The 17,793-nt window shown below is 62.8% G+C and carries 18 protein-coding genes; 5 read left to right on the top strand and 13 right to left on the bottom strand.

The window, feature by feature from the left end; all coding sequences use genetic code 11:
- Positions 1-64: 64 nt before the first annotated feature.
- The 6 genes from PQQ96_RS25280 to PQQ96_RS25255 form a co-directional block, all read right to left on the bottom strand.
- The gene (locus tag PQQ96_RS25280) at positions 65-721 is read right to left on the bottom strand and encodes a TetR/AcrR family transcriptional regulator (protein ID WP_408297750.1); all 657 of its coding nucleotides are present in this window, start codon (positions 719-721) and stop codon (positions 65-67) included.
- Between the two features lie 61 nt (positions 722-782).
- Positions 783-1,784, bottom strand: coding sequence for a fumarylacetoacetate hydrolase family protein (locus tag PQQ96_RS25275; protein ID WP_408297749.1), 1,002 nt, complete (start codon positions 1,782-1,784; stop codon positions 783-785).
- An 11-nt stretch (positions 1,785-1,795) separates the two neighbouring features.
- A complete protein-coding gene (locus tag PQQ96_RS25270; protein WP_408297747.1) occupies positions 1,796-2,797 on the bottom strand; it encodes a VOC family protein in 1,002 nt (333 codons plus the stop codon).
- 1 nt (position 2,798) lies between these two features.
- Positions 2,799-3,311, bottom strand: a complete 513-nt coding sequence (locus PQQ96_RS25265; RefSeq protein ID WP_408297745.1) for a cupin domain-containing protein — start codon at positions 3,309-3,311, stop codon at positions 2,799-2,801.
- Positions 3,301-3,924 carry a nuclear transport factor 2 family protein gene (locus tag PQQ96_RS25260; protein ID WP_408297744.1) on the bottom strand — a complete coding sequence of 208 codons (624 nt, stop codon included), beginning with the start codon at positions 3,922-3,924 and terminating at the stop codon, positions 3,301-3,303. Before PQQ96_RS25260 ends, PQQ96_RS25265 begins: the two co-directional genes overlap by 11 nt.
- A complete protein-coding gene (locus PQQ96_RS25255; RefSeq protein ID WP_408297742.1) occupies positions 3,921-4,853 on the bottom strand; it encodes a VOC family protein in 933 nt (310 codons plus the stop codon). The genes PQQ96_RS25260 and PQQ96_RS25255 overlap by 4 nt, the downstream gene beginning before the upstream one ends.
- Positions 4,854-5,729: 876 nt before the next feature.
- On the opposite strand from PQQ96_RS25255, the gene PQQ96_RS25250 reads away from it, so the two are divergent.
- Both PQQ96_RS25250 and PQQ96_RS25245 read left to right on the top strand, forming a co-directional pair.
- A complete protein-coding gene (locus PQQ96_RS25250) occupies positions 5,730-7,037 on the top strand; it encodes an MFS transporter (RefSeq protein WP_408297740.1) in 1,308 nt (435 codons plus the stop codon).
- A 97-nt stretch (positions 7,038-7,134) separates the two neighbouring features.
- Positions 7,135-7,863 carry a transporter substrate-binding domain-containing protein gene (locus PQQ96_RS25245; protein WP_408297739.1) on the top strand — a complete coding sequence of 243 codons (729 nt, stop codon included), beginning with the start codon at positions 7,135-7,137 and terminating at the stop codon, positions 7,861-7,863.
- Between the two features lie 87 nt (positions 7,864-7,950).
- On the opposite strand, the gene PQQ96_RS25240 is transcribed toward PQQ96_RS25245, so the two are convergent.
- Positions 7,951-8,448, bottom strand: coding sequence for a hypothetical protein (locus PQQ96_RS25240; protein ID WP_408297737.1), 498 nt, complete (start codon positions 8,446-8,448; stop codon positions 7,951-7,953).
- 185 nt (positions 8,449-8,633) lie between these two features.
- Between PQQ96_RS25240 and PQQ96_RS25235 the strand changes: the two genes are divergently transcribed.
- Positions 8,634-9,515 (top strand): LysR substrate-binding domain-containing protein, encoded by an 882-nt coding sequence (locus PQQ96_RS25235; RefSeq protein WP_408297735.1) that lies wholly within the window; start codon positions 8,634-8,636, stop codon positions 9,513-9,515.
- A 17-nt stretch (positions 9,516-9,532) separates the two neighbouring features.
- Here PQQ96_RS25235 and PQQ96_RS25230 read toward each other — a convergent pair whose 3' ends face one another.
- The 6 genes from PQQ96_RS25230 to PQQ96_RS25205 form a co-directional block, all read right to left on the bottom strand.
- Complete coding sequence (locus PQQ96_RS25230) at positions 9,533-10,915, bottom strand: amidohydrolase family protein (RefSeq protein WP_408297733.1); 1,383 nt, start codon at positions 10,913-10,915, stop codon at positions 9,533-9,535.
- A gap of 80 nt (positions 10,916-10,995) precedes the next feature.
- Positions 10,996-12,135, bottom strand: coding sequence for a WD40/YVTN/BNR-like repeat-containing protein (locus tag PQQ96_RS25225; RefSeq protein ID WP_408297731.1), 1,140 nt, complete (start codon positions 12,133-12,135; stop codon positions 10,996-10,998).
- 22 nt (positions 12,136-12,157) lie between these two features.
- On the bottom strand, positions 12,158-13,132 hold the full coding sequence (locus tag PQQ96_RS25220) for a fumarylacetoacetate hydrolase family protein (RefSeq protein WP_408297729.1): 975 nt from the start codon (positions 13,130-13,132) through the stop codon (positions 12,158-12,160).
- Positions 13,133-13,149: 17 nt separating this feature from the next.
- Entirely contained in the window at positions 13,150-13,623 is a 474-nt protein-coding gene (locus tag PQQ96_RS25215; RefSeq protein ID WP_408297727.1) for a VOC family protein, read from the bottom strand.
- A 38-nt stretch (positions 13,624-13,661) separates the two neighbouring features.
- The gene (locus tag PQQ96_RS25210) at positions 13,662-14,711 is read right to left on the bottom strand and encodes a CDP-6-deoxy-delta-3,4-glucoseen reductase (protein ID WP_408297725.1); all 1,050 of its coding nucleotides are present in this window, start codon (positions 14,709-14,711) and stop codon (positions 13,662-13,664) included.
- A 107-nt stretch (positions 14,712-14,818) separates the two neighbouring features.
- Entirely contained in the window at positions 14,819-15,610 is a 792-nt protein-coding gene (locus PQQ96_RS25205) for a citryl-CoA lyase (RefSeq protein WP_408297723.1), read from the bottom strand.
- 423 nt (positions 15,611-16,033) lie between these two features.
- Between PQQ96_RS25205 and PQQ96_RS25200 the strand changes: the two genes are divergently transcribed.
- Both PQQ96_RS25200 and PQQ96_RS25195 read left to right on the top strand, forming a co-directional pair.
- Complete coding sequence (locus PQQ96_RS25200) at positions 16,034-16,966, top strand: dihydrodipicolinate synthase family protein (RefSeq protein ID WP_408297721.1); 933 nt, start codon at positions 16,034-16,036, stop codon at positions 16,964-16,966.
- A gap of 79 nt (positions 16,967-17,045) precedes the next feature.
- On the top strand, positions 17,046-17,793 hold a 748-nt coding region (locus PQQ96_RS25195), incomplete at its 3' end, for an aldehyde dehydrogenase family protein (protein ID WP_408297719.1).

Below are 17,793 nucleotides of genomic sequence, written 5' to 3'. Positions count from 1 at the left end.
TCAAATCAAACAGATGACGGGCTTAAAACCCATCGTCGCAATCGTCGGCTTCGCCGCGCTGTACTTATCGTGCCGCGATGCCGTCGAACAGCAACGTCAGCGAATCGCGCAGCTCGCGCAAGCCGGTTTCCAGCGGTTCGACCGGCTCGCGCAGCCACTCCCTCACGTGCGCCGCATAAATCGCGAAGATCAGATCGCCAATCTTGCGATGCCCTCTGCTGCCGGAAAAGGTGCGCAGTTCACCGCGCTTTTGCGCGTCTTTCACCATCCGGCCAAACTTCTCCAGCATGAACGCGCGATCGTTTTGCACGCGGGTGGCGTGCGGGCCTTCCGAGAAGAACACCATCTCGCGCAGGACCAGTCGCGACAGTTGAGGCTCCGCGCCGAAGAACTCGTAAAAGCCGCGGAACACGAACAGTAACTGGTCCAGCAGCGGTTTATCCGCGGGGATCGCCTCGAACACGTCGGCGTTCTTGCGTTCGAGCGCGTCCGTTACGACCAGAAACAGCAGGTCCCGCTTGTCGTGCGCGTACGAGAAGAGCGTGCCGAGACTGACGCCTGCGGTGTCGGCCACCTCACGCATCGTCGTTTCGTCATAGCCTTTTTCGCCGAACAAGGACCGGGCCGCGTCCTGAATCCGGGCAAATTTCTCGAGCTTGTTGCGCTCGCGCAGGCCAAGCGGCTTGGCCTCTGTGGTGGAACGGGTCGTTACGCTGTTCATGGATGTTTGACGTCGAAGTTGTGCATTGAGCGGCGGCATGCGCAGCGGCGCTGCCGGCCGCCTAGCCGGGAGCGGCCCGGTAAGGCGCCACGCGCTGAACAATAGCACCAAAAATCGAGCCGCCGTTCTCATCTGACATGTCGATCGTCACCTGGTCGCCGAACCGCAAATGCGATGTGCGCGGCTCGCCGTGGGCAATCTTCTCGAGCATCCGCTTCTCCTGCAGGCACGAGCTGCCGAAACTGGCATCCCGATTCGACACGGTTCCCGAGCCGATAATCGTGCCGGCCTCCAGCTCGCGTGTCCTGGCGGCGTGCACGATCAGATCCGCGAAATCGAAGTCGAGGTCCACGCCGGCGTTCGGGGCGCCAAGCTTGACGTCGTTGACATAGCTACGAATCGGCAGGCTGAGCTTGACGCCGTCCCATGCCTTGCCCAGCTCGTCTGGCGTGACGGCAACCGGCGAAAACGCGGTCGCCGGTTTCGACGTCAGAAAGCCAAAGCCCTTGGAAAGCTCCTCCGGCATCAGATTGCGCAAGCTGACGTCGTTGACCAGCATCAGCAGCTTGATGTGACGGCGCGCCTCGGTCTTGTCGACGCCCATCGGCACGTCGTCGCAGATCACGGCGACTTCGGCTTCGAGATCGATGCCGGCCGCTTCGTCGGCCACCAGAATCGGATCGCGCGGGCCGATAAAACTGTCGGATGCGCCCTGATAGATCATCGGTTCGCGATACAGCAATTCGGGCATGTCTGCGTTGCGCGCGCGGCGTACCAACTCTGCGTGGTTCAGATACGCAGAGCCGTCGAGCCATTGAAAGCTGCGCGGCAACGGCGACATGCAGTGTGCCGGGTCGAACGAAAAACTGTCGGCGACCGGCGAATCGCGGTCGCAGAGCGACTGGTAGACCGCATCCAGTTGCGGCGCAACGCTATCCCACCGCTCGATCGCGTCGCGCAGGGTCGACGCGATGTGTTGCACGGCCACCGCACGGGTCAGATTCCGGTCGACGGCAATCAACATGCCGTCGCGGCAGTCATTTTTCAGCGAAGCCAACTTCATCGAACCACTCCTTAGGGAATCTCGGTAAAAAAGCCGTCACGCACCTGCAATGGCGCCTTGAGCCCGTCGGCGGCCGCCTGCAAACGCATGTGCTCGGCATCGCGGCGCGTGCGCTCGGGCAACCAGGTGCGCTCGTGCCCCCACAGACTCGGCCCGCAGGTCAGCACCTCGGGCGTCCAGTTGTCCATGTCCACCAGGCGGCCGCCCCAACCGATCTCGAGCATGAAGCGCGAGGGCGTCATCACGTAGAACGAAGTCATGTAGTCGTTGCTATGGCGGCCCAGACTGGCGCCGATCTGCACTTTGCGGTTGTGCACCAGGTCGTAGGCCTGACCAACGTCGTCGAACGACAGCATTTCGACCATCAGGTGATGCAGCGCGTCGCGCTCGCCACGGATGATCGCGAGACTGTGATGACGCGGGTTGACATGCATGAACGCGGCTTCAAAAGGCCGTTCCGCGGTATCGCTCAAGCGGAATCCCAGCACGCGTTGATAAAAGCGGATCGCAGCGTCCGGCTGTCGCGCGAGCAGCACCACGTGGCCGAGACCGAGGTCGTCGGTCTTGAAGCCGGCCAGCGGACGCGTGAAAACCGGCGCGTCTGCGGCGTCGCGATGTCCGGTGCAACACTCGACACGGTTGCCCAGCGGATCGGTGAACCAGATCATCCGTTCGACCGCACGGCGTGCGCACTCCTGCGGCGTGCCGGTCCGGCATGCGACGCCAAGCTGTTCGAGGCGCGCCGCCGCCGTGTCGATCTCGACACCCGGCGCCAGCGACCAGCCGATATACCGGCAGCCGTTGTTGATCCCGGCCGGTCCCCGCTCAATGAGCAAGCGCGTCTGCTTGGTGTCGATCCGCAGCACCAGCGACTGATCGTCGGGCTCATCCGGCTGCACACCGAGAATCGCGGTGGCAAATCGCCGCCACGCGTCCAGATCGTCGGCAGCCACGCCGAGATACGCAAGTCCCGCGAGCGGGACGGCGGAGGAAGACATATCAGAGTCGCTCATCTCAGGTCGCCATCTGGTTTCCGTGCACCGCGTCGGCGCGCTTGGGCCCGGCGTCGACCAGCACCACGGCCAACACGGCCGGCTCGTCGCCGCTGTTGTACCAGCCGTGCATCGTGCCGCGCTGAATCGCGACATCGCCGGCGCACAGCGTCGTGCTGCCCATCTCCAGCAGCAAATCGATGCGGCCCTTCACACAGATCACGTAGTCGATGCTATCGGTCCGATGCAAGCCCGCGACGCGATTGCCCGGCGCGATCTGCAGCATTGAGAAGCGGCTGCCGCCCGGCGGCGGCGCGATGCCGCTCTGCCGGTCGCCAGCATCTTCGGTGCCGGCGTAGTCCGGCGCTTCGTCGGTGATCCACATCAGGGTGGTGCGCAGCCGGTCCGCCGGTTCGCGCTGATTGACGGCGTGGGCGTCCAGCCACACGACGCTGCGACCCGCCTCGTCATGGCCCGTCACGACGCGCCGCAGTGGCGGAAAAATCAAGGTATCCTGCGTAGCTTCATTTGGCACGATAGTCTCCCTTATCGGCGACGATGTCGAGCCAGACGCGCCCTTCTTCGTACAGGGCTTCGACGCGCGGGCCGCGCAACTCCGGCAAATCCCGCTGGACGTTAAAGCCATTCTTCGACTGCAGGTAGGCGAGATGCCGGTAAGCGTGCGGAAACGCGTTCAGCAACGCTTCGTCCAGCACCAGCGTCGCGCCCGGCATCACAGTGTCGAGCCGGTCGACTTCATAGATCGGTTGACGGCGCACGATCGCCCAACGCCCCGCGCGACGCTCGAAGAAATCGAAGAAACGGCCCGTGCAGGTCGCATCCACCTCCACGCCGTCGACGCGGGCGCGCTGCCTGATCTGCATACGCACTTGTGAAATCGCACGATGCCCGGCGATATCGCACTGAAAGCCGCACTGGAAATGCTGAACGTTCGCGCCACGCTCGAAGGCCGCACGGGTTTCGACGACAAAGTCGGCGGCGCTGCCGCTAAAGCGCGTCGAGCTCATCGTGCCGTCCGGATGCCAGCAAGCGGCCAGCCTGGCCCAGTCGCCGGTGTCGCGCCACAGGATCCAGGCGTCGACGACGGCGCGTATTGCGAGAAAGTCTTCGCTGATCGGCGTCATCATGATGATTCCGCCCCGGGCTTGGCCAACGGTCCGAGCTTCGGTCCTTCCGCACCGAAGTGCCATTCGGAGAACATCTCGGGCGTTGGCGTGAATACGCTCGACTGCCAGGCCTCAGTCAGGATGTCTTCGTCGGCGACATATTCGAGCGCGCCGCCGAAGGGGCTCTTGAAGTACCAGAAGCAACCCGACGACGCGTAGTGGCGCCCAGGACCAATGTGCGTTTGCCAGCCGAGCGCCTGGAATTGCTGCCCCGCGCCGATCACTTCGTGGATGTCGCGTACCTTGAATGCAAGGTGATTGAAGCTGTTCTTGCCGTCATCGAGCAGGAACAGATTGTGGTGATTTCCGCGCGGTGCGCCGCGCAGAAATACGCCGCGCCCCTGATAGCGGTCGGATACGGTGAAGCCGAGACGCTCGCGGTAGAACGACTCCGCTTGCGAAAAATTCGCCACGCCGATCACGATATGGCTCAGCTCCTGCGGCTCCGCCGATTTATAGAAACGCGACGGACTATTGATGCGCTGCGGCGCGCCCGGCGTGTTGAAACCGAGCGGATCCACCTTGAGCGACTGCTTGTGCGACACGCGAAAGGCGATCGCGAGACCCGAGTCGTCGACGGTATGCAACGCGCCTTCTTCGTCCACCTCGACCGGGCGGTCGCTCGCGAGTTCATGATGCAAACGCTCGATGTCGGCTGGCGATTCCACGCCCCACATGACTTCACGCACCGTTGGCCCGGGCTGGACCCCCGCCGGCAGGAAATCCGACGACGACGGCGCGAAACGCACCGCCGAACCGTCCGCACATTCGTATCGCGAGCCGAACCGCGGGTCCGCCACGCGCTTCAGTCCCCACTGCATCAGGAACCGGTCTGCGGCCGACGCGTCGTCAACCGAGAAGGTCACCAGGTCAAGTCCCTTTATCGCCATGCTTTAGCCCCAACGAACTTTTGAATTACGCAAAAACGCTGCACGTACCGCAGGTTCGGTAAACAAACGCTGCGAACTTCGTAACCGGAACCGGTATAAATGAAGTCTACTATATTTTTAGACTGCGATCTATTTTTCTGACTCGGTGATAGCCCTGATAGGTGCGGGGCGTTCCGAGCGCCGCCCCTTCCGCCGGCAATGTGCAGCCGGCATGCGGACGTTTACGTCATTCAAGGCGTGAGGTGTCGATGGTCAGAGTGAGGCAGCGAACGAGCGAACCATGCGTCGTCATGGCGCGCGGCCGGCCGTGGTCACGTTACGCGCAACGGCGCGCGCGGACACGATCCACGGTGAGTCGTCGCGCTTCCTGTGCTGATGCTTCGGCATTACAGGCCACTATAGGGATCTGGCCGAGTCGTTGCCAGATAGCAGAAGTGGCCAGACGATACTCAAAACGCATCGGATCCCGGCCGTGCGGCGGCTCGCTGTGAGGCGCTCGTAGCGTGTTAGCTAGCGGCATTGCTCGCGCTCGCAGCAACAACCAGAACCGCAGGTCAAACACTTTCCTGCACAACGGAAATCTGGCACGCAGTCGTTGGGGACTGAGCGGCGCTATCTGCCGCGCCATACCACCACGCAGAATGTCTCTGCGAGTCAGCCCGCCGTTTCATCGACTCAGTCGATTTTAACCATGCGAATAAGCCATTTCCCCAGCCGAATTCGCTTTCGTAGAATCGGAGTGCAATCCCGAAGCGCACACCACTGCATGACTTCGCAAGCGCGCTTCTTCGTGGCTCGAAAAGTCCATACGAGGCCAGCGCCGATGAAATCCGAGCGCCATATCAACGCTATAACGTAGAAGATCAAGGAGAGCCAATGCACGAACCACGTGTGGCGGTGATCGCGGTTAAAGAATCGTTGCGAAACACCAGCGGTTCCGTCTATGCCGGCTGGCTGACGGTGATGGCGAGCATTATTGGCCTTGCGCTGGGCCCAAGCACTTTGCTCGTGTTCTGCTTCGGCACCTTCGTGACGCCCCTCAGTCACGCGTTCGGTTGGAGCGTTGCATCGATTTCGGTTGGCGCGACCATCCTGACGATCATGAGTACCGTCACCTCAGTTCTCCAGGGGCAGCTAGTCGATCGCTTCGGGGGACGCCGGCTTGCGCTGATTTCGATCCCGGCGATGTCCTTGGGCGTGGCCGCATTGTCCCTCCTGCCCGCCAGTCTGGCGATGTTTTACGCGGCTTGCGTCATCATTCCACTCGCCGCAGTGGGGACGTGGCCGATTTCATACCTGCAAATAACGGCCTCCTGGTTCAAGCAGCGCCTGGGTCTGGCGATGGGACTGGCCAACACCGGAATCGGCATCGGTGCAGCATGTTTGCCGCCGCTGGCCACCTACCTGATATCTCATGCTGGTTGGCGAAGCACCTATGCATGGCTGGGCGCTGGTGCGTTTGTGCTGACGTGGCCGGTAGCGATTCGATTCCTGCGCGAAAACCGTCGGGCGCAGGTGTCAGCCGGCGAGAAAGGATATCGTCCCGAAAGGCGAGAACTCTCCCGAACCGCGTTTCTCCCGGCGTGCCGAACACGCGCATTCGGCCTCCTCCTGCTGGCTTTCCTGTTACTGGGGCCCGCCAGTGCCACAGCAATCGTTCACCAGTCGCGCGTGCTGCTGGATCTCGGCATGTCCGCTGCGCGGGTGGGGTGGGTACAGGGTTTGATGGGGGGCGCGTTGATCATCGGGCGTCTTGCGACTGGATGGCTGCTCGATCGTGTCTCGCCGTCAGTCGTCATGACCGCCTGCTGTCTGGCGGCGAGCGCCGCGTTCGCCCTGCTGGCCTTGGGAGCGCCATACGGTACGGCCTACGCATCCGCAGTGGTGATCGGCTTCGTGGTCGGCGCCGAGTTCGACGTGCTCAGCGTTGTCGTGGCGCGCTATTTTGGCACCGCTGCTTTCGGAACAATCTACGGGACGATCTTCGCGGCGTTCCAGGTGTCGAGCGCCGTATCGATGACGCTGGTGGGCATGGCTCGCGTGCATTCTGGTTCGTACGCGCCCGCACTATGGGTCGTAACGGCCACGACCATGGCCTGCGCGCTGTGCTTCGTGATGCTTCATCACGCCCGATTTCCGTCCGCCGAAGTCCAACGCGGCCAGACAAAGGCGGCGATTCAGTGAGCGACGGCATCTGCCACACCTCCCTCTTCCAAAGATCGCTGGACGTTACGCGCGCCGCCATGCAGGAATTCCGGCGCGCTATTCTAACCAAGGGCCTATGAATTCAATTTTGCTCGATCAACTCGCCCCACGCGGCGTGCTGCGTGCTGCCATCAATCTCAGCAATCCCCTGCTCGTCACCGGACGTGATGCAACTGGCGACCCCGCTGGCATCGCGCCCGACCTCGCCCGCGAGATTGCACAACGGCTCGGCGTAGCCTGCGAACTGGTCTCCTTTAACGCGCCCCATGAGATCGCCGACTCGGCGGAGGCAGATAGCTGGGATATCGGCCTGATTGGGGCAGACCCGGTGCGCGCGCAGCAAATTGCTTTCACGGCGGGTTACGTTGAAATAGAAGCCGGCTATCTCGTGGCTAAAGACACCGAACTGACCGACGTGTCCGCCGTCGATCGTAGCGGCGTGCGTCTTGCGGTTGCAGCCGGCACAGCCTATGACCTATGGCTCACGCGCCAGATTGAACATGCGACGCTGATCCGATTCCACACCCATGCCGACGCACGCGAAGCGTTCGTCGAGCAGCGACTTGAAGTACTGGCGGGTTTAAAGGCGCAGTTGCTCGCCGACACACCAACTCTGGCCGGCTCACGCGTACTCGACGGACGTTTCGTTGCTGTCGAACAGGCAGTCGGCTTGCGTCGAATTCATCGGGAAGGCCATGCATTCCTCAGTGCATACATCGAGGAGGCAAAATCAGGCGGCTTGATCAAACGACTGATCGAACGGCACAACGGTCTCGGCTTGCGTGTTGCATCGGCCGCCGTCTGATGGACATCCCCCGTTGAGTCATGCCACACAGGTTCGGGTCCGTCGGATAATCGCTATCCGATCGCGACTCGAGGTCGGGCGCCGCCATTACCGTGAGATTTCCACTAAAAGAATCCACCCGTTAATCAGACCGACGACCAGGGTGAGCATTAACCCGCCTGCAAGCCAGTAATCCCCGTCCGAATGATGTGCCATTAGCAGAACGCCGGCAATCATGGTCGGCACGACGGCCAGCTGGTGAAGCGCGACTCTGACCCAGAAGTACCAGCGACGCTTGACCTCGCGCAGGCGAACCGTGTGCAACTGAAATACCACCGGTATTGTCCAGGGAATAATAGCAACGGCCAGGATTTCGGCGCCGAACACGATCAACGGCTGTCCCGGGATCAACGCAGCCAATGCTGCGACGAGCCCGCTTGCCAGCAGGATGAGCGTTTCACCCGCCCGGGACCTCAAACTGAACGACGGCACGATTCTGCTCTGGTTGATCGATATCGCCACGAACACAAGGCCCGCCAAGGCAGCGCTCGCACCGACCAGGCCGCCAAAGAAGCTATTCCATTGGGTGCCAAGAACTTCATTCATTTATATGCCCCCCAGCAGCGCAATTCTTCGTTATCTTGACGATTCTTTAAGTCAACAAAAAGACCAACCGGCTGGTAAAATTCGCGCATCGTGCCCGCGCACGGTGATTGCCGATCGTGCCGATGGCAGAAAGCGGCGCCGGCAGCACGAGAGCTGACACATTTTAAAAGAGACATGGCGCCCAGATGGAGCTCAGACACCTTCGTTATTTCGTTGCGCTCGCGGAGCATCTCAGCTTCACGAGCGCGGCTGAGCGTGTGCATGTCGCGCAGTCCACGCTGTCCCATCAGATCAAGCAGCTTGAAGAAGAAGTGGGCGTTCTGCTGTTCGAGCGCATCGGCAAACGCGTTCATCTGACGCCCGCCGGCGAGACGTTCCTCGCCCACGCGCAGAGCGCGTTGCGCGAGGTCGACGCCGGGCTATGGTCGCTGAAAGAAGCGAGCGCCGATCTGCACGGAGAGATTACCATCGGCGCAACGCATACCTTCAACATGCGCATCATTCCCGCATGCGTATCGACGTTTATGGAACGGCATCCGTCCGTTAAGGTGACCGTCTTCGAATATGCCCAGGACGAGCTGGCCGATGCGCTTGAAGCCGAAAGACTCGACCTTGCCATCGGCTACAAGCCGCACAGTCCGAATCTGCGTTTCGAGCCGCTCTACGACGAAGAACTGGTACTCGTCGTTTCGCCCTCGCATCCGCTCGCACACCGTCGCTCGGTGCGCATGGTGGAACTGCATCTTCAACGTCTCGCGCTTTTGCATTCCTCATCGGCCACAAGGCAGTTGCTCGACAGGTGTTTCTCGATGGCGCGTGCCGAACCGGCAGTGGTCGTCGAGATGAATGCGATCGCGCCAATGATCGAACTGGCCAGCCGCACCGATATTGGTACGATCGTCTCGGAACACGCGGTGCTACGCGACGACGTACGCGTGATCCCCATCGAAAGCCCGACGCCCATCCGCACGCCCGGCCTGCTTTGGCACCGCGCGCGCGAACTGCGCGACGCGCCGCGGCAATTCGCCTCGATCGTTCAGGCAGCCGTGCGCGACGCAACACACTGAGACATGCCGCGCGCCTTTCAGACGAACCCGCCGGCGTGCTGCTTGCAAAAACAGCGCATGCCGGTTTTGCCGAAGATCCTGTCGCGCGCTTCGTACACGGTCGTGCGCAACTTCTCCATGTTCACCCCGAGCAGACGGCCGTCACGTTTGACGATGCGCCCCGCCACCATGACCGTGTCTACGTTCGAGAGGTCCATACCCAGCACGACTGCGCCCACCAGGTCGTTCACCGGCATCGTATTGATCGTATCAGCACGCAGCAGCACAATGTCGGCCTGCAAACCCCGCGCGATTCGTCCGACGCGGCCGGAAAGACCGTTCGTGTGCGCGCCGGCAACGGTCGCATAACGCAGGACATCGCGCACGGTCATCCGCTCGGGCGCGGCCTCGCCCGCATGCTCACGGGCGAACGAGAGTCCGCGCTGCAACGTCAGGGTCGCGCGCATCTGCGTGAAGAAGTCACCGGGCATCGACGTTTCCACGTCCACGCTCAGGCTCGGCTCAATGCCGGCGTCGAGCGCCTGCTGCAGAGGCGGCATGCCGTGTCCCATCAACAGTTCGATGGGCGTCGAGATCGAGATTGTCGTGCCGGTGTCGGCGACGATTTTCCATTCGGTTTCGCTCAGTGTCGCGCAGTGAATGAGGGTGACGTCGGGACCCAGCAATCCGGCTCGGCCGAAGCGCTCGATCTCGTCCGGGGAACCTTTGCCCGCAATTCCCGCATGCGTACTGATGCGCACACCTGCTTCGCGCGCCTTGCTCCAGTTCCGCTTTGCGACTTCCGGTGCAATGTGCTCGGGGCTGACCGCCGCGAGCGCGAGCGTGAGCAACTGATCGTCAGAAGCGAAATGGTCGCGGCGCAACCGGAGGATATCCTCCGGATAGCGGTGGCCGATCGATTCGTTCGTCGGCGGTCCGAAGGCGAACACGGCGCGACCGCCCGCTTCGTGCAGCGCGGCGAGCGAGGCCTCGGTATGGTCAGGAGAATTCTGGACGTGCGCCCAGTCGAGCACCGTCGTGACGCCCGCATCGAGCGCGCCGAGCGCACTCAACAGCGTGCCGGCGTAGACGTCGTCGGGCGTATAGATCGGCCCAAAGGCGCCGTTAGCCACGTGGAAGTAGTCGCCAAGCGTGCCGTCCGGCAGCGTATTGCGGATCAAACCCTCCCACAGATGCCGATGCGTATCGACAAAGCCCGGGATAGCGATAAAGTCACGTGCATCGATTACCGGCACGTCGGGGCAATCGATGACGGGCGCGACGTCGACGATCACGCCTTCGCGCACCAGAATGTCCGCCGTCGCCAGTTCTCCGAGCGCGGGGTCCATGGTGATCACGCTGGCGCCCTTGATCAACCAGTTCTGATTTCTGTCGTCGCACGCGACGATTTGGGTATTCATTTCTCACCTCTTGGCGCAGAGGCAGCGATGTTGCAGCCGCACTCCACTCGATCAATTATTGTGTCGCCGCTACAGACGGCTCAGGCAGCCCCAAAGGCCGACATCCGGCTATTACCTGCCTCGGTCGGCTTGAGCGCATCCACGCCCATCAGATACGGCCGGTTCTTCGCAAGCCCCCGATACTGATCGCCTTTCGAAACGGGCCCCGCTTCCCCGATGATCTGCCAGGTGTCGCCGCCGTCGCGGCTCTCGAAGATCTGGCCGTCGGTGTCCGCCGCATATACCGCGAAACCGTCCGGCCAGGCGTCGATGGCCAGCGCGCCGTAGGTGGGACGCTGGCCGTCCGGCAAGCCGCCCAGCAGGCGCTCCCAGGTGCGTCCGCCGTCACGGCTGCGCGCGATCCGGGCTCGCGAACGCCCGAGGGCGTACCAGTTCGGCGGCCAGCCCTCGCCACCCGCAACGAACAGCAGATCCGGGTCACGCGGGTGCATCACGAGCGGGACCGGGTAGTCGATTCGCGGCAGCGGAATGCCTTTCTGCCAGGTGGCGCCGTCGTCTTCGCTGATGATGATGCCCCACCCCGTGGCCGCCACGATCCGGCCGGGGCGCTGTGCATGGACCACGATCTTGTGAATGTCGACGTCGCCGACGTCCGGATCGACGGGCAACTCGGAGAAGCTTTGTCCGTCGTTGTCCGAACGCAGCAGCGCGCCGACCTCGATGCCAACGTAAAGCCGGTCGCCGAGCGCTTCGATATCCTTGACATGCCCCATGTGGGGCGGCGGAGGGAACAGCCACTGCGCCGCGCTCGGCACCTCGCGCAGCGCGGGCAGTTCACGCCACGAGTCGCCGCCGTCTTCGCTGACAAACAGATACGCCGGCAGGCTCCCGGCAAAGAGCCACTCCCGGCCGTGCAGCCGCTCACGCTTGACGACCCAGATATCGACATGCGAGAGGCCGCGGTTGCACAGGCGCCACGTATAGCCCCCATCATCGCTGCGGGCGACGCCCATGCCGTGCGTCCCCGCGATCAGTGCGCCATCGTCGAGCCGGGTCAGCGAGCTGACGAAGACGCCTTCCAGTCCCCGCTTCGCGAGACACCAGCCGATGCGCGCATCCCGCTCGAACAGGAACACGCCCTCAACGGTGCCCACCAGCAAGCTGTCGGCGGGTCCGTCACCCTCGCGGGTGACGGACCCACCTGGTGATAGCAGAATCATCTGTAGCCCTCCTGCAATGTGTCTAACGCGCGGTCTCTGTTGCCGCGAAGGTGGTCTTCAGCTTACCGATGTGTTCGATCCAGATTTCGATCTCGTCGCCCGGTTCGATGAACTGGTTGTGCGGTATGCCGACACCGGCTGGCGTCCCCGATAGAATCACGTCGCCCGGATTGAGCGTCACACGCGTGCTGAGGAAGGCGATCTGTTCGGCCACGCCGAAAATCATCTCGGCCGTGGTCGAGTTCTGCCGCAGCTCGCCATTGCGCCACAGGCGAATGGCTACGGACTGGACGTCCGGTATATGTTCCGCGGGCGTGATCCACGGACCCAGCGGACAGCTCCCTTCCCAGCACTTCTGCGTGATCCAGTCATAGCGGAACGGCGAGTGCTGACCGATGTACTGGCGCAGAAACGCATCCCGCACGGAGAGATCGTTGGCAATCGTATAGCCCGCGACGTACGAGAGCGCCTCTTCGACGATCACGTTGCGCGCTGCGCGACCGATCACGACCGCCAGTTCCGCCTCCCAGTCGACAGCCTGACTATAGGGCGGCAAGCTGACGCGATCGCCGGTCCCGACGACGACCGACGAGGAGGGTGCCTTGATGAAATGCCACGGCGCCGACCCGGCAATCTTTCGCACGTCGGGCGAAGGCGGCATGTTGAAGGCGAGGTCCATCTCCGCGACGTGATCGCTGTAATTCGCACCCGCCCCGTAGATGGTGCCGGGCATCAGCGGCGCCAGCAGCTGGACCTGGTCGAGCGGCAGACCCGTCAACGCGGTCCCGGACGTACCGGCGAGGCGCACTGCCTCGCGCAATTGCGCGCCCTGAACGTCCCATTCGCCAATCAGTTCCGTCACCGAACGCTCCGGTGCGTCGATCCCCAACACGTCCCGAAGGAACGGCGCATAGGGATAAACCTGGTCGCCCACGAGCACGCCGGCGCGCGCCCGGCCTTCGTCGCTGTAGCTCAGCAAGTGATACCGGTCAGTCATGTTGAAAAGTCCTTTATTCAGAATCGATCGCCGAAATCGAATACATCGTCATCCTGAAAACCCTCGTAGTACTGGAATTCCCACCAGTTGTAGTCGAGGTCCTGCAGATAGAACGAGTAAACGCCGTGCTGCAGGTTCAGCTCGGTAATCTGGCGAATCTTGTAGTGGTCCTTGTACTCGTGCGCCGAACGCCAGGCCGCATCCACCTCGTCGCGACTTCGCACATCGAGGCCCCAATGGGTGAGGAAAGAGACGTCGTGAATCTTGTCGCCCACTTCCACGCAGAACACGTGGAATTTCAGGCCAAGGCGGAACGCAAAGGCGGGGGCCGCATGGCGGACGGTTTCGAGGCCGAGAAACTCCTCGTAAAAACGCCGCGTTTCGGCAATATCGCGGCACTCCAGCGTGCCGTGACCGAGCACGTAAGGGCGGTTGATCGCGCCGCTGTTTTTCACCGGCGCAACGGCTTCTGTTGGAATTTCGAGCGTCATGAGCGTGTCTCCTGAATATTGAAAAGCAAACGGGTGTTTCAGTCGGCGGCGACCTCGGCACCCGCCGTTTCGGCCTGGGTGAGAAAGGCGTCAGCGAAGAAAGCTTGCGGAGGCAGCCCGCCTACGCGCGTAAAGTCAGCACGTGCCGCATCGACCATGATGGGTGCGCCACAGGCATAGACTTCGTAGGCAGACAGGTCAGGGAAATCCTCGAGCACGGCCTCGTGGACCCAGCCTGTGCGCCCGGTCCAGTCAGCGTCGATGTCCGGTCCGGATAGCACCGGCACGAAGTGGACGTTTGAATGTTTCGCAGCCCACTGGCGCGGCAGATCGGCAAGATAGAGGTCGCGCAGCCGGCGGCCGCCCCAATAGACGTGAAACTGCCGCGTCACATTGCGCCGCATCGCGTATTCGATGATCGACTTGACAGGCGCGAAGCCCGTACCGCCGGCCAGCAGAATCACCGGTTTGTCGGTGTCCTCACGAAGGAAGAACGAGCCGAACGGCCCTTCGAAGCGCAGCACATCGCGCTCGGCGAGCGCCGCAAACACGTGGTCGGTGAAACGGCCGCCAGGATGATGACGAATGTGCAGCTCGATGTGCGTGAGCGACACCTGATCGGGCGGCACCGCGATCGAATAGCTTCGACGGGCGCCGTCAGGCAGCAGCATGTCGACGTACTGCCCCGCGCGGAAGAAAAAGTTCTCGTTGAGCGGCAGCCGCAGGCGCAGCACCGCTACGTCGGGCGCAGGCTTGCTCATGGAAACCACCCGGCACGGATACGTCGACGCCTTGACGATGTCGAGGCCGGTCAACTCCGCGACCTCGACTGTCACGTCGGAGCGCGGCTTCGCCGAACACAGCAGCGCGTAACCGAGCTCTCGCTCCTCGTGCGGCAAGGCCTTCTCAAAGACGTGGCCGTAGTCGACCTCGCCCTCGATGACGCGCCCCTTGCACGCACTGCACGCGCCCGAACGGCAGCTGTAGGGAAGGAACAGGCCCGCTTTCATTGCGGCGCCGAGTATCGTGTCGCCGTCCTCGACGACGAATGTGCTCTCACTCGGCTTTAGTACCACCTGGTAACTCATTGTCTCTCTCCGTACTACGTCGATGCTTACTGTCGTTATCGTGCTGCTGCGGGTCAAAGCCGACCCGATTGCTGTCCTGAGCACGCCGGGCCGTTCCGGCGGCCGGCTCAGTTGCGTTTCGCGCCGTCGTACGTAATCGCCTCGGCGGCGTGATGCGAAAGGATGAAGCCGATAGGCCGCTCACGCTCTTCCGCCAGATGTCCGATGAGGGCGGCCGTGCGCGCGAGAATCGGCAGTCCTTTCAGCGCCGACACGGGAAAACCGACGTCCAGCATGACGGCCGGTATCGCTCCCGATACGTTGATCGGCAAAGCACGTCCGAATGCCGTCGGGGCCTGGCGCTCGAGTGCGAAGAGGAGCGCGACGGCCGGTCCCGCGACGTTGCGTTCGTGCGCGAGCCCGAGAAGCCGCTCCGCGCGCGGGTCGCCTTCCGAGTGCTGCGGATGTCCGAATCCCGGTAAGGGCCGCTTTTGTTCACGCAAGGCCTTGACGTGCCGCTCGGCGACAGCGTCGGCCGATTCGCCAGACTCACGCATCACGGCGAGCAGTTCGGCCAGCATCAGACCGCACGCCTCTGCGCTGCCCAGCACGACCGACCCACAGCCCAGGATTCCCGCGGCCACCGCGCCTTGCAGCGCATCCGGCGCCGCGGCGAGCGTCATGCGCGCGGCCTGCACACTCGGCACCAGGCCGTGTTCCGCGATCGATACAAGCACCGCGTTTGTGAAGAAGCGCTGCGCTGCGTCCGGCGTCTCGCCGGTGACAAGAAAGTAGAAATAGTCGGTGAAGTCGATCTGTCCGATGAGGTCCTCGCATAGATCCTTTCCGCGTACGACGACTGAGTGCGCGTCGGACGTCGCGATCGCGCTAAACGGCGCAGTTTGTTTCCCGATCCTCACGTTGGCTCCTCTTTTTTGCGTTGACTGCAGCTCATCATACGATCGATGAAACGAGGGGTTAAATGGTTTATGCGCATGAAAATAATCGACGTCATCGATTGATGGCCAACTAGCGTATCACTGCCCGATAGATAACAAATAGATCATGATCAATTTATATGTCAGATAAAATTATCTACAGCCCCTAACATCTAGACTTTGCGACGCACATTTTCGATCATAATCGATTTTGTGTGGAAAGCTAGGTGCTCAGTGGCCTGAGAAAACGCACATGTACTGCCGCAACGACGAGGGGGAGTCGGCCTGGGAATCACGTCATGGAAACTATTCATTAGCGGCGCTCGCCACAGGCGACCTATAGTTGCGCGGACACGGGCCTCAACGGCACCGTACTGCACCCTTCTTGAGTGAGCTCCCCTGCCCATGAACACACCCTCTTCAACCGCCGCCTATCGCGGCGTATTCCCTGTCGCGCCCACGATCTTCGACGAAACGGGTCAACTCGATCTCGAAGGACAGAAGCGTTGCATTGACTTCATGATCGACGCGGGTTCAAACGGCATCTGCATCCTCGCAAACTTCTCGGAACAGTTTTCGCTTAGCGACGAGGAGCGCGACACGTTGAGCCGCGTCGTCCTCGAACACGTCGCGGGACGCGTACCGGTGATCGTGACGACCACGCACTTCAGCTCACGCGTCTGTGCGAGGCGCAGCCGCCTCGCACAGGACATGGGCGCGGCGATGGTCATGGTGATGCCGCCGTATCACGGCGCAACCATCCGGGTCGGCGAAGCGGGTATTCACGCGTTCTTTGGCGCGGTCTCCAGAGCGATCGATATCCCCGTCATGATTCAGGACGCACCCGTCAGCGGCACGGCGCTTTCCGCGCCGTTTCTTGCGCGTCTGGCCCATGACTGGCACAACGTCTCCTACTTCAAGATCGAGGTCCCGCAGGCGGCACTGAAGCTGCGCGAGCTGATCACACTTGGCGGCGACGCCGTGGCCGGCCCGTGGGACGGCGAGGAAGCCATCACGCTGATGGCCGACCTTGACGCCGGCGCAACGGGAGCCATGACGGGTGGCGGCTATCCCGATGGCATCCGGCAGATAGTCGACGCGTACTTCGCGGGCGACGCCGAAGGGGCCGCGCAGCACTACGAGCGCTGGCTGCCGCTGATCAACTACGAGAATCGCCAGGGCGGCATCGCGACGGCCAAGGCGCTCATGAAGGAAGGCGGCGTGATTGCCTCCGACGCGGTCCGCCATCCGTTGCCCGCTCTGCACCCCGCAACCCGCGCCGGGCTCCTGACCGTTGCCCGGCGGCTCGACCCGCTGGTTCTCAGCTGGGCATGCTGATCACACAGCCCGACCGACGACTGAACCACGCGCTCGCCACCGCGGGCGCGCGCTTCCTCAACACAAGCAAGGTAATCCTATGGAAATTCACGGCCACCTTCTGATCGGCCCGGACGCCGTGCCCGGCGAAAGCGGCGAACTGCGCGGCCTTGATGCCGCCACCGGCACGCCGCTCACCCCCCTGTTTCGGGGCGCCTCCGCAGCTCAACTCGAGACCGCCTGCGCGCTCGCTGCGCGGGCGTTCTCCGCCTATCGCGCCACGTCTCCCGACACGCGCGCGAGGTTTCTCGAAGCGATCGCGGACGAGATCGTCGAGCTCGGCGATGCGCTCGTCGAGCGCTGCATGGCCGAGACCGGCCTACCGCGCGGGCGCATCGAAGGCGAGCGAGCGCGCACGGCGACGCAGCTCAGAATGTTCGCGTCGGTCTTACGCGAGGGGAGTTTCCTCGGCGTACGGATCGATCCCGCGCTGCCCGAGCGCCAACCGTTGGCGCGCCCCGATCTGCGCCTGCTGCACGTTCCGCTCGGCCCCGTAGCGGTATTCGGCGCAAGCAATTTCCCGCTGGCGTTCTCGGTCGCGGGCGGCGACACCGCAGCGGCGTTCGCCGCCGGCTGCCCCGTCATCGTGAAGGCGCATTCCGCACATCCGGGCACGTCCGAGCTGGTCGGCCGCGCCGTTCAACGCGCAGTGAGGCGCTGCCGCCTACCGGCGGGCATCTTCTCGCTGCTGTTCGACCGTGGCTACGAAGTCGGTGCCGCGCTGGTCCAGGATCCCCGCATCATGGCCGTCGGCTTCACCGGCTCGCAGCGGGGGGGGCCCCCCCGCC

The sequence above is a fragment of the Paraburkholderia sediminicola genome (assembly GCF_046027825.1).
Taxonomy (GTDB): Bacteria; Pseudomonadota; Gammaproteobacteria; order Burkholderiales; family Burkholderiaceae; genus Paraburkholderia; species Paraburkholderia sediminicola_D.
Note: the sequence above shows the minus strand (reverse complement) of the source record. Positions and strands in the feature narration are given on the sequence as shown.

Coding starts and splice junctions, on each gene's coding strand:
- PQQ96_RS25280 (WP_408297750.1), bottom strand. CDS start 721: ATGAACAGCGTAACGACCCGTTCCACCACAGAGGCCAAGCCGCTTGGC.
- PQQ96_RS25275 (WP_408297749.1), bottom strand. CDS start 1,784: ATGAAGTTGGCTTCGCTGAAAAATGACTGCCGCGACGGCATGTTGATT.
- PQQ96_RS25270 (WP_408297747.1), bottom strand. CDS start 2,797: ATGAGCGACTCTGATATGTCTTCCTCCGCCGTCCCGCTCGCGGGACTT.
- PQQ96_RS25260 (WP_408297744.1), bottom strand. CDS start 3,924: ATGATGACGCCGATCAGCGAAGACTTTCTCGCAATACGCGCCGTCGTC.
- PQQ96_RS25255 (WP_408297742.1), bottom strand. CDS start 4,853: ATGGCGATAAAGGGACTTGACCTGGTGACCTTCTCGGTTGACGACGCG.
- PQQ96_RS25250 (WP_408297740.1), top strand. CDS start 5,730: ATGCACGAACCACGTGTGGCGGTGATCGCGGTTAAAGAATCGTTGCGA.
- PQQ96_RS25245 (WP_408297739.1), top strand. CDS start 7,135: ATGAATTCAATTTTGCTCGATCAACTCGCCCCACGCGGCGTGCTGCGT.
- PQQ96_RS25240 (WP_408297737.1), bottom strand. CDS start 8,448: ATGAATGAAGTTCTTGGCACCCAATGGAATAGCTTCTTTGGCGGCCTG.
- PQQ96_RS25235 (WP_408297735.1), top strand. CDS start 8,634: ATGGAGCTCAGACACCTTCGTTATTTCGTTGCGCTCGCGGAGCATCTC.
- PQQ96_RS25230 (WP_408297733.1), bottom strand. CDS start 10,915: ATGAATACCCAAATCGTCGCGTGCGACGACAGAAATCAGAACTGGTTG.
- PQQ96_RS25225 (WP_408297731.1), bottom strand. CDS start 12,135: ATGATTCTGCTATCACCAGGTGGGTCCGTCACCCGCGAGGGTGACGGA.
- PQQ96_RS25220 (WP_408297729.1), bottom strand. CDS start 13,132: ATGACTGACCGGTATCACTTGCTGAGCTACAGCGACGAAGGCCGGGCG.
- PQQ96_RS25215 (WP_408297727.1), bottom strand. CDS start 13,623: ATGACGCTCGAAATTCCAACAGAAGCCGTTGCGCCGGTGAAAAACAGC.
- PQQ96_RS25210 (WP_408297725.1), bottom strand. CDS start 14,711: ATGAGTTACCAGGTGGTACTAAAGCCGAGTGAGAGCACATTCGTCGTC.
- PQQ96_RS25200 (WP_408297721.1), top strand. CDS start 16,034: ATGAACACACCCTCTTCAACCGCCGCCTATCGCGGCGTATTCCCTGTC.